This window comes from Pseudomonas sp. SDO5522_S412 (assembly GCF_054071215.1).
In genome coordinates, this window is sequence record NZ_JBSVWQ010000019.1 from 1 (window position 1) to 10,640 (window position 10,640).

At 62.8% G+C, this 10,640-nt stretch carries 9 protein-coding genes; 4 read left to right on the forward strand and 5 right to left on the reverse strand.

Features of this window, described 5'->3' with window-relative positions:
- Positions 1–64: 64 nt before the first annotated feature.
- The 3 genes from ACW9I6_RS07055 to ACW9I6_RS07065 all read right to left on the reverse strand — a co-directional run bounded on the left by ACW9I6_RS07055 (position 65) and on the right by ACW9I6_RS07065 (position 4,477).
- Positions 65–1,765, reverse strand: a complete 1,701-nt coding sequence (locus tag ACW9I6_RS07055) for an aspartate:alanine exchanger family transporter (RefSeq protein WP_457339096.1) — start codon at positions 1,763–1,765, stop codon at positions 65–67.
- Between the two features lie 69 nt (positions 1,766–1,834).
- Complete coding sequence (locus ACW9I6_RS07060) at positions 1,835–3,265, reverse strand: glutamate decarboxylase (RefSeq protein ID WP_008436222.1); 1,431 nt, start codon at positions 3,263–3,265, stop codon at positions 1,835–1,837.
- A gap of 189 nt (positions 3,266–3,454) precedes the next feature.
- Positions 3,455–4,477: an AraC family transcriptional regulator gene (locus ACW9I6_RS07065; protein ID WP_177070119.1), complete on the reverse strand. Its 1,023-nt coding sequence runs from the start codon at positions 4,475–4,477 to the stop codon at positions 3,455–3,457.
- A gap of 168 nt (positions 4,478–4,645) precedes the next feature.
- On the opposite strand from ACW9I6_RS07065, the gene efeU reads away from it, so the two are divergent.
- The 4 genes from efeU to efeO (ACW9I6_RS07085) are packed head-to-tail and all read left to right on the forward strand — an operon-like array spanning position 4,646 to position 8,875.
- Positions 4,646–5,494 carry an iron uptake transporter permease EfeU gene (gene efeU / locus ACW9I6_RS07070; RefSeq protein WP_003218412.1) on the forward strand — a complete coding sequence of 283 codons (849 nt, stop codon included), beginning with the start codon at positions 4,646–4,648 and terminating at the stop codon, positions 5,492–5,494.
- 10 nt (positions 5,495–5,504) lie between these two features.
- The gene (efeO, locus tag ACW9I6_RS07075; protein ID WP_457339097.1) at positions 5,505–6,707 is read left to right on the forward strand and encodes an iron uptake system protein EfeO; all 1,203 of its coding nucleotides are present in this window, start codon (positions 5,505–5,507) and stop codon (positions 6,705–6,707) included.
- Positions 6,708–6,721: 14 nt separating this feature from the next.
- Positions 6,722–8,029: an iron uptake transporter deferrochelatase/peroxidase subunit gene (efeB, locus tag ACW9I6_RS07080; RefSeq protein ID WP_457339098.1), complete on the forward strand. Its 1,308-nt coding sequence runs from the start codon at positions 6,722–6,724 to the stop codon at positions 8,027–8,029.
- A gap of 27 nt (positions 8,030–8,056) precedes the next feature.
- On the forward strand, positions 8,057–8,875 hold the full coding sequence (gene efeO, locus ACW9I6_RS07085) for an iron uptake system protein EfeO (protein ID WP_003218415.1): 819 nt from the start codon (positions 8,057–8,059) through the stop codon (positions 8,873–8,875).
- A 47-nt stretch (positions 8,876–8,922) separates the two neighbouring features.
- Here efeO (ACW9I6_RS07085) and ACW9I6_RS07090 read toward each other — a convergent pair whose 3' ends face one another.
- Together ACW9I6_RS07090 and ACW9I6_RS07095 are read right to left on the reverse strand one after the other, a co-directional pair.
- Positions 8,923–10,332: an isochorismate synthase gene (locus tag ACW9I6_RS07090; protein WP_457339099.1), complete on the reverse strand. Its 1,410-nt coding sequence runs from the start codon at positions 10,330–10,332 to the stop codon at positions 8,923–8,925.
- Positions 10,325–10,639, reverse strand: a complete 315-nt coding sequence (locus ACW9I6_RS07095) for an isochorismate lyase (RefSeq protein ID WP_003218417.1) — start codon at positions 10,637–10,639, stop codon at positions 10,325–10,327. The genes ACW9I6_RS07090 and ACW9I6_RS07095 overlap by 8 nt, the downstream gene beginning before the upstream one ends.
- Position 10,640: the final 1 nt, after the last annotated feature.

Consider the following 10,640-nt stretch of genomic DNA (forward strand, 5'->3'; position numbering starts at 1 on the left):
ACCCGCTGTAAGAGCGGAACCATAAGCCGCCGTTACCGCAGCAACGGATATGTACCCAATACAGCTACCGCGCCAGCACCATGGCAAAATACCCAAACACCGTGAGCAAAATCCCCGACACCGCATACGCCACCGGAAACCCAATCCACGGCACCGTACTATCAATTTCCTTGGCCGCCTCCCGCGCCGGCCCCGAGTGACTCCGCGCCCCCGCAACACCGCCCATGAGAATCGCCGGGTTGATCTTGAACACATGAAAACCCACAGCCCAAACAATAAACGGTGGAATCGTACAAGCCACGAACCCAAGCAAAAAGATCTTCAACGCAATGATCGCGCTAATCTGCGAAACCAGGTTAGCCCCCGCATTCACCCCCACAATCGCGACAAAGAATATCAACCCCATGTCCTCGAGAATGTTGCGGGCCGCATTCGGTGTATTGCCGAAAAACCGCACCCGCGACACCAGCGACGAGACGATAATCCCCGACACCAGCAACCCGCCCGCATTGCCCAGCCCCACCGCCGCACCGAACGCCGGCACCTGAATCAGCCCGATCAACAACCCCAGCACCATACCCAGCGACAGCGTCAGCAAATCCGTCGCCGTACTCGCCCGCCCCGCCTTGCCCAGCAACGCCGTGGCCTTGTCGATGGCACTGCGCAAGCCAATCAAGTGCATCACATCCAGGCGCTGCAACCGCGTTTCCAGCCCCATCGGAATCGGCGCTCCACCCCGCTCAATCCCCACCAACTGCACCTGCCCGGCAATCGGCGACTGGCTGAATTCCTTGAGCGCCCTGCCCACGGCATCCTTGTGGGTCACCAGAATCACCGCCTCATCCAGCGGTATATTCAACGCTCGGGCATCAGGTACTTCCGGCCCGATCAGGCCCATGTGATCGGTCAGCGCATCCAGACTGCCGCCCAGGGCGATCACATCGCCGAGTTGCAACACCAGCGTCGGATCAGCCCCCAGCAACTCTTCACCACGCTCGACGTTCTCGATCTGGTACAACGCAAAGCGCTGGCGAAACTGCGCGATGCTCTGCCCCACCAGCTCCGGGTTCACCAGGCGATAGGCCCGCAGGTCAAACGGCCGATACCCACTGAGCCCGGCATCGTCGACGTTCGGCACACCGTGCTCCAGCTCGAATTCCTTGGCCGCCTTGCGCGCATCCACACCCCACCAGCGCGGCAGGTATTTGCAGATCAGGATGATGCCGACCGTGCCCCAGATGTAGGTGATGCCGTAAGACAGCGCGATCATCGCGGTGGCCGCCGCCGCAGTGGTGCCCGGTGGCAGCGGCACCACGCCCGAGGTAATCGCCTGTTCGGCGGAGCCAATCGCCGCCGACATGGTTTGCGAACCGGCAAGAATCCCGCCCGCCGCGCCCACCGGCAGGGATAAAAGCCGCACGCCGAGCACCACGATACCCAGCCCGAGGAACGAGGACAGGATCGCCAGGAAGGTGAATTTCAGGCCATCACCCTTGAGACTGTTGATGAACGAAGGCCCGACCCGCAGCCCGACGCCGTACATGAACAGGTAATAAAACAGGCTCTTGGTAAAGTTATCGAGTTCGAAATGCACGCCGTAGTAAGACGCCCACGTCGCAATCGCGCAGCCGATCACGATGGCCCCGGCCACCGCGCCCAGGCCATATCCCTTGATGGTGCCGCGCCCGACCCAGACGGACAGGCCAACCACCAGGAACAGCAGGATGTAGGGGTTGTCGTGCAGGAAAGTAAAGAAGGCAGTCACGATGATTCGTACCTGGCGATGCAACGCTAAAGGCACCGGGCCTCGAGGCCCGGTGAGTGTTCAGTGCGTTCAGTCGAGGTTCGGGGTGTCGGCCGGGATGACCGGGTCGGCGATGGCGCCATGGCTGAAGCTGGGGCCCGCGTCGGAATGCTCCACCGGGTTTTTCTGCAGGTGGGCAACGGCCTTGCGCAGGTCTTCCAGCAGCAACGCCACCAGGTCACGGCTCACGCCATGCCGTACCAGGATGCGCTGTACCACGACGTTCTGCCGATCGGACGGCAACGGGTATGACGCGATCTGCCAGCCGCGCATGCGCACGCGCTCCGACAGGTCGTAGAGGCTGAAGCCGTGGTCGACGCCGTCCTTGAGCTTGTAGCAGACCGCCGGCAGCCCATCCTTGCCGTCGTACACCAGTTCCAACGGGGCAAACTTGGTGATTTCCGAGGCCAGCCATTGCGCCGTGTCGGAGCACGCTTGTTGAATCCGCGTGTAGCCGTCGCGCCCCAGCCGCAGGAAGTTGTAGTACTGGGCGATGATTTCACCGCCGGGCCGGCTGAAGTTCAGGGCAAAGGTCGCCATGTTGCCGCCCAGGTAGTCGACGTAGAAGATCAACTCTTCCGGCAAGTCTTCGGTGGAGCGCCAGATAACCCAGCCGACGCCCAGCGGCGCCAGGCCGTACTTGTGGCCGGAAGCGTTGATGGATTTGACGCGCTCGATCACAAAATCCCATTGCAGCTCTTGCTGGATGAACGGGGCGATAAACCCGCCGCTCGCCGCGTCGACATGGATCGGGATATCCAGGCCGAGGTCACGTTGCATCGAGTCCAGCTCGGCCGCCAGGGCTGCGACCGGTTCGTAGATCCCGGTGAAGGTCACGCCCAGGGTCGCGACGACACCGATGGTGTTTTCGTCGCAATATTCCCGCAGGTCGGCCGGGCGCAGGCCCAATGCGTCACCGCGCAACGGCACTTCGCGAATTTCCACATCGAAATAACGGGCGAATTTCTTCCAGCAGATCTGCACCGGGCCGCACACGAAATTCGGTTTGTCGGTGGGCAGCCCCGCCGCTTCGCGGCGCTTTTTCCAGCTCCACTTCAGTGCCAGGCCGCCAAGCATCGCCGCTTCGCTGGAACCGGTGGTGGAGCAACCCACGGTTTGCCACGATTTCGGCGCGTGCCACAGGTCGGCAATGATGTGCACGCAACGGTTTTCGATCTCGGCCGTCTGCGGGTACTCATCCTTGTCGATCATGTTTTTGTCGAGGGCATCGGCCATCAACTGCTGCACTTCGGGCTCGACCCAAGTGGTGCAGAAGGTCGCCAGGTTCTGCCGGGAATTGCCGTCCAGCAGCAGTTCGTCGCGCACCAGGTTGTAGGCGGCCGACGGCGTGGTCGAGTGGTCCGGGAGGCGGTATTTGGGCAGTTTGTGCTGGGCGGAGCCACTCGAATAGACGTCTTCGATGGCTTGGTCCTGGGTCTCTACGGTTCTGTGAAGTGCCATGAAATCCTGCTCTTGAATGAGGGAAATGGCGTAGACGTTGATCGCGACAAATGCCGATCAGGCTGCGTCAGGAAACGAACGATGGAGCGGTGGCGCCGAATATCACACGCACGGCGGCGCAGGAAAGTGACCCAGATCATTAAAGGCGTGGATAAGCAGGCAAACGTGCCGGGGGTGCCTGGCAGTGACCTACTGGCTCAGTGCTTCGTTCAATATCAGGCTGCGATAGTGCCCGGGGTTGGAGCCCGACCACTTGCGAAACGCCTTGTAGAACGAGCTGGCATCGGCAAACCCCAGGCGGGTGGCGATCTCGGCAAAGCTGATGTCGGAATCGGCCAGCCAGACGATCGCCAGCTCCTTGCGCACGCTGTCCTTGAGGCCCTGGTAGGTCTGCCCTTCTTCCGCCAGGCGCCGGCGCAGGGTCGAGGCCGAGATGCACAGGGATGCGGCCAGGCCTTCGGTTTCCGGCCAGGTGTCGGCGGGCATGTGCCGCAGGTCGGTCTTGATGCGGGTGGCAAGGCTGTCCGGGTCGCGGTATTTGACCAGGATGTTGGCCGGCGCATGGGCCAGGAAGCGCTTGAGCTCCTCCGGGCTGCGCTTGATCGGCAGGTCGAGGCAGTCGGCGGAAAAGATCATCCGGGTACGCGGCCGGTCAAAGCGCAGGTTGTCGGAAAACATCACCTGGTAGTCGTCGCAGAAGTCCGGCTGCGGGCAACGCAGTTCAATCGCCAGGATCGGGATCCGGCGCCCAGCCAGCCAGCAGGCGACGCCGTGGACGATCATCCAGTAGGCGAAATAGGTGAAGGCGCGCCTGGGTGCGGGCTCCGGCTCCAACAGTACGATTTCCGCCAGGCTCTGCTGGCGCACCAGTTGCGCCGGCAGGCGCTCGAGCATCAGTGACAGGAACCCCAGGCCGGTTTCCAGCGCAGTGGCCAGGCTCGGTTGTGCCATGGAGGCCCGGCAGAGGAACTCCAGGCTGCCGGATTTGAGCTTGCGCGGGTCCATGCCAAAGAATTCATCGTCCATTCGCCGTGCCAGCAAGCGCCATAAGCGTGCGTAAGCGGTTGCCGGGACGCGTGCGGTTGGCTGGCCCAGCAGTGCCGGATCAATCCCGACCTTGGTCAACACTTCATCGGTCGCCGCACCCGGCGCACAGCTCTGCAACAGGGCTTCGCGGACCAGTTGGATGGAAATCGTGTCTTTTTCCGACATGGGGAATGGCGCAATCCGGTGACTGGGACGATGCCGCGCATTCTAGTGTCGGATGCGGTTTGCCACCACCGTTCAGTCAAGGTTCAGTAAAGGTCAATATTCCCTGTTTAGTAATGAGTATCATTATGTTACAACTTAGCATCCTATCTAGTGACGATTCGGTGCCGAATGCTTGTTCCCTTTTTAATCATGCTGCGCGAAGGCATAGAAGCCGCCTTGATCGTTGGCATTATTGCCAGCTACCTCAAGCAAACTGGCCGTGGCCAGTACATGCCCGCAGTGTGGATCGGCGTATTTCTGGCAGCGGCCCTCGCGCTGCTGGTCGGCGGTGGCCTGGAACTGGTGAGTGCCGAATTCCCGCAGAAACAACAGGAACTGTTCGAAGGCATCGTCGGCCTGGTGGCCGTGGGCATTCTCAGCTCCATGGTGTTCTGGATGCGCAAGGTCGCGCGCTCCATCAAGCATTCCCTGCATGAATCCCTCGATCATGCCCTGGCCGGCTCCAAACACCAGGTCACCGCGCTGATCGCCATGGTGTTTTTCGCCGTGGCCCGTGAAGGCCTGGAAACCGTGTTCTTCCTGCTGGCCGTGTTCCAGCAAAGCGAAGGTCCGGGCGCGCCGATTGGCGCGCTGCTCGGCCTGATCCTGGCGATCATCGTCGGCTTCCTGATCTACACCGGCAGCATGCGCCTGAACCTCGGTGCGTTCTTCCGCTGGACCGGCCTGTTCATCCTGGTGGTGGCCGCCGGCATCCTCGCCAACTCGGTACAAGCCCTGCACGAAGCCGGGGTATGGAACCACCTGCAAACCGTACTGTTCGATTTCAGCGCGACGCTGCCGATGGATGGCCCGCTGGGCTCGGTGCTGGCCGGCATGTTCGGCTATCAGGACGCCCCGACCATCAGCACCCTCGGTGCCTACCTGATTTACCTGGTGGTGGCCCTGGTGATGTTCTTCCTGCCGGCGCCGCCGAGCAAGCCGGCTACCCGCACAACCTCTTCCGTTTCCAGCCAGTAAGGACCGCCTCTTGTCCAACCAAACCCCTCAACCGGCTCCGCCCTCCCGCGCCTTGCGCTGGGCGGTGGGCGGCTCGGTGGTCGTGATGATCGCCGCCGGTGGCCTGTTCTACTACGCCTCGCAACTGGCCGCCTCCAAGCGCCAGGCCAACCACAATGAAATCGCCGTCACCATCCACGCCCACAGCTGCGAGCCGAATGCGCTGACGGTGCCGGCGGGACGCGCCAGCTTCCGCATCATCAACCGCTCGGACCGTGCCGTGGAATGGGAAATCCTCGACGGCGTGCTGGTGGTCGAAGAGCGCGAGAACATCGCCCCGGGCCTGAGCCAGGTGATCAACGCCAACCTGCTGCCCGGCGACTACCAGATCACCTGCGGCCTGCTGAGCAACCCGCGTGGCACCTTGAAGGTGACACCGACTGCCGAGTCTGACGCCCAAGCCAAGGCCAAGCCGTCGATGGTCGCGTTTATCGGCCCGCTGTCGGAATTCCGCGTGTACCTGAGCAGCCAGGGTAGCGCCCTGGTCAAGGCCGTTACCGCGCTGGACCAAGCCATCGAAGCCGGCGACCTCGCCCAGGCCCAGGAGCTTTACGTACCGGCCCGCGAGGCTTACCAGCGCCTGGCCCCGGCTTCGCAACGCCTGGCGGAACTGGACAACGCGATCAACGCCCGCGCCGACTACTTTGAAAAGCGCGAGCAGGACCCGGCCTTCAGCGGCTTCCACCGTCTCGAATACGGCCTGTTCCAGCAACGCAATCTCGACGGCCTGGCGCCGATTGCCCAGCGCCTGGTCACCGACGTCACCAGCCTCAAGCAACAGCTGCTGGCCCAGTCGCTGCCGCCGGAGCAACTGGTGAGCATCGTGGTGCGCAACCTCAACAGCCTGGCCGACGTACGTGCCGCCAGCGGTGAGGAAGAACGCTACAGCCATACCGACCTCAACGGCTTCGCCGCCAACCTGGACGCCGCCCGCAAAGTGGTCGACCTGATGCGCCCGCTGCTGACCAAATCTGCCGCGCAATTGCTGCCGGGGATCGACAGCGCGATCAACGCCCTCGATGCCGAACTCAACGGTTTGAAAGTCGATGGCCGCTACGCCTTGTATGACAGCGTTACCGCCGATCAGCGCAAGCAGATCGCCGACAAGGCCAAGGCTCTGGCCGTTGCACTCGATGGAATCGACCCCGCCCTTGGCCTTTCCGGCCTGAAGTGAAGACGACCGTAGACATGAGTGATTCAGAACAATTTTCCGCCCAGCGTCGTCGTGTATTGCTGGGTATGGCCGCCACTGGCGTGGCCATTGCCGGCAGCAGCCTGAGCTGCCCGGCAATGGCTGCCAACGCGGCGGCACAGGTGACCACCGCGCCAAGCAGTGAAAAGACCCAGGACCACCACGATTTCCATGGCAAGCACCAGACCGGCATCGTCACTCCGCGCCCGGCCTGCGGCATGCTGGTGGCATTCGACGTATTGGCCAGCGACCGTGACGACCTGGAGCGGCTGTTCCGCACCTTGAACGAGCGTATCGCGTTCCTGATGACCGGCGGCACCGTGGTGCAAGTCGACCCGAAACTGCCGCCTACCGATTCCGGCATCCTCGGCCCGGTGGTGACACCGGACAACCTGACCATCACCGTATCGGTGGGCGAGTCGTTGTTCGACGAACGCTTCGGCCTGGCCGCGGCCAAGCCCAAGCGCCTGATCCGCATGGTCGGTTTCCCCAACGATGCACTGGAACCGGCGCAGTGCCACGGCGACCTGAGCCTGCAGTTCAGCTCCAACACCCCGGACACCAACATCCACGCCCTGCGCGACATCGTGAAAAACCTGCCGGACCTGCTGCTGGTGCGCTGGAAGCAGGAAGGCAGCGTGCCGCCCCAGGCCCCTGCCCGCCCCGGCGAGCCGGCACAAAGCGCGCGCAACTTCCTAGGTTTTCGCGACGGTTCGGCCAACCCGAACTCCAACGACAACAAGGCGATGGATCAGATTGTGTGGGTCCAGCCAGGCAGCGACGAACCGGCCTGGGCCGCCAATGGCAGCTACCAGGCGGTGCGGATCATCCGCAACTTCGTCGAACGCTGGGACCGCACCCCGCTGCAAGAGCAAGAAAGCATCATTGGCCGGATCAAGACCAGTGGCGCGCCCATGGACGGCCAGAAAGAAACCCAGGTCCCGGACTACAGCAAGGACCCGGAAGGCAAGTTGACCAAGCTCGATGCCCACATCCGCCTGGCCAACCCGCGTACTGCACAGACCCAGGCCAACCTGATCCTGCGCCGGCCGTTCAACTACTCCAACGGCGTCAACAAAAACGGTCAGCTGGACATGGGGCTGTTGTTCATCTGCTATCAGGCTGACCTGGAGAAAGGCTTTATCAGCGTGCAAACCCGGCTCAACGGCGAGCCTCTGGAGGAATACCTGAAGCCGGTTGGCGGCGGTTACTTCTTCACCTTGCCAGGCGTCACCGGGGCCCAGGATTTCATCGGGCGCACGCTGCTTGATGCGACACATCCACAAACCACTGCCAAAACCTAAAACAAACCCCAGAGCGGAAATCGTCCCATGAAGAAGTCGTCTCTCGCATTGTCGTTGTTAATGAGCCTTTCGCCGCTGGCCGCCTTCGCCGCCACCGCGCCGCTGGACCTGGTAGGGCCGGTGTCGGACTACAAGATCTATGTCACCGAAGAAATCGGCGAGCTGGTCACCCAGACCCAGGCGTTCACCGACGCCGTGAAAAAAGGCGACCTGGCGACCGCCAAGAAGCTGTACGCGCCAACCCGTGTGCACTATGAGTCGATCGAGCCGATCGCCGAACTGTTCAGCGATCTCGACGCCTCCATCGACTCCCGCGTGGACGACCACGAGAAAGGCGTGAAAGCCGAAGACTTCACCGGCTTCCACCGCATCGAGTACAGCCTGTTCTCCGAGAACACCACCAAAGGCCTCGACGCCCTGGCGGACAAGCTCAACAGCGACGTACTGGACCTGAAAACCCGCGTGGACGGCCTGACCTTCCCGCCGGAAAAAGTCGTGGGTGGTGCTGCTGCTCTGCTGGAAGAAGTCGCCGCGACGAAGATCTCCGGTGAAGAAGACCGCTACAGCCACACCGACCTGTATGACTTCCAGGGCAACATCGACGGCGCGAAGAAAATCGTCGACCTGTTCCGTCCGCAGATCGAGAAGCAAGACAAGGCCTTCGTTGCCAAAGTCGACAAGAACTTCGCCACCGTGGACAAGATCCTGGCCAAGTACAAAACCAAGGATGGCGGTTTCGAGACCTACGACAAGGTCAAGGAAGCCGACCGCAAAGCCCTGGTTGGCCCGGTCAATACCCTGGCGGAAGACCTGTCCACACTGCGTGGCAAGCTTGGCTTGAACTGATCCAGACGCTGCATGCTCTCGCCCGGCCTGCCGGGCGAGAGCCTTCCTCAGGCTGACGCCACCTGCACTCCGTCCGAAGGCCGCAAGGCATCGCGGATAGTCCGCAGCTTCAAGCACGTTTCCTCGTACTCACTCCCGGGATCCGACTCGGCGACAATGCCGCAGCCGGCGAACAGGTGCGCCTCACAGCCTCTGATCAACGCCGAGCGCAACGCCACGGCAAATTCACCATCACCCTGCGCATTCATCCAGCCCACTGGCGCTGCGTACCAGCCACGGTCGAGCTGCTCGTGCTCTCGGATATAGGCCATCGCCTCACGTCGCGGCAAGCCACCCACCGCCGGCGTCGGGTGCAGGGCCTGCACCAGTTGCAGCAATTGCACCTGGGGATGCAAGCGGCCCATCACCGGCGTCAACAGGTGCTGCACGTTGGCCAGCCGGTGCAACTGCGGCTGGCTGGCAATGTCGAGCATCGCGCAATAGGGCTGCAATGCTTCGCGCAGGGTTTGAACCACCAGGGTGTGTTCGTAGCGGTCCTTGGGGCTGTCCATCAAGGCCTGGCCAAGTTCGGCATCGTGCTGCTCGTGACGACCACGCGGGCAAGTACCGGCCAACGCCACCGTGTTCAGCGTGCCACGAGTCACCCGCACCAGCCGCTCCGGCGTTGCGCCGAGAAAGCAGCTGTCACCACGGCTGAACGCAAACAGGTACGCCTGGGGATAGGCCGCCTTGAGGTTTTCCAGCAGCGGGCCACAGGGGATCGTCCGTGAGGTGGTCAACCGCACTTCGCGGGCCAGCACCACCTTGCGCAGGTCGCCGGCGTTGATGCGCTGCACGGCCGTCGCCACGGTGTCTTGCCATTGCTGCGCGCTGATGGTGTTTTCGTCGCTCGGTGTGCCGAGGGGAATCTCCTGGCGTGGCGCACTGGCGTAGCGGGACAGAAGCAACGTCCACTGGGTTTCCAGGCTCTGGGCGCAACGCACCGCGTCCGCCCCGGGCTCCAGCCACTGGCTGAAGATCACATGATGTTGCTCGGCTTCCCGCAGCAGCAGGATGCGCGGCAGCACCAGGGAGGTGGCGGCGAATGACTGCCATTTGAGCGAGCGTGGGCCCTTCGGGTCAAACGCAAAGCCGCCACACAGCAACGGCTGGCGCGGCCCCACCTGATGGGCCTGGCTGAGCAACGCCTGCCACGCCAGGGCACTGGCGTTGAAGCGGTCATCGGCCCCGGGGCTGATTTCCTCGGTACAACCAAAGCCGGCCATGGCCAGTGCGCCCCGGTCACTTGACCAGAACAGGCTTTGCCCGAGTACCTGGCGGTTGGCGGCAAATAACCGCAGCGGGTCCAGGCGCTCCGAGGCCAGGCTGAACACCACCAGCACTGCGCCGCCCTTCTCGCGCGCCAGGCGTTCGCCCTCGGTCAGCGCCTGAAGCAATCCCGGCAGACGTTCACTCATGCTCCGCTCCTTGATGCTGCTGGCGCCAGTGGCGCACTTGCTGGTCGATATTCCATTGGATGATCTGCGCAAACAGCGGGACCACGAACATCGGGTCCAACCCTTCGCGCTCGGCCCAGCGGCGGCGATGGGGCAGCATGGCGGCCACCCGCTCGGGGGCGGCGATGCTGGCTTCGTCAGGCTTGAACTGCGCCGCAGCTTTCACATAGGCCAACCGCTGGCCGAGAGCGCGGATGATCTGTTCGTCCAACGTGTCGATACCCAGGCGGACGTCTTCCAGCCCGCTGCACTGCTCAGGTGTTTTCATA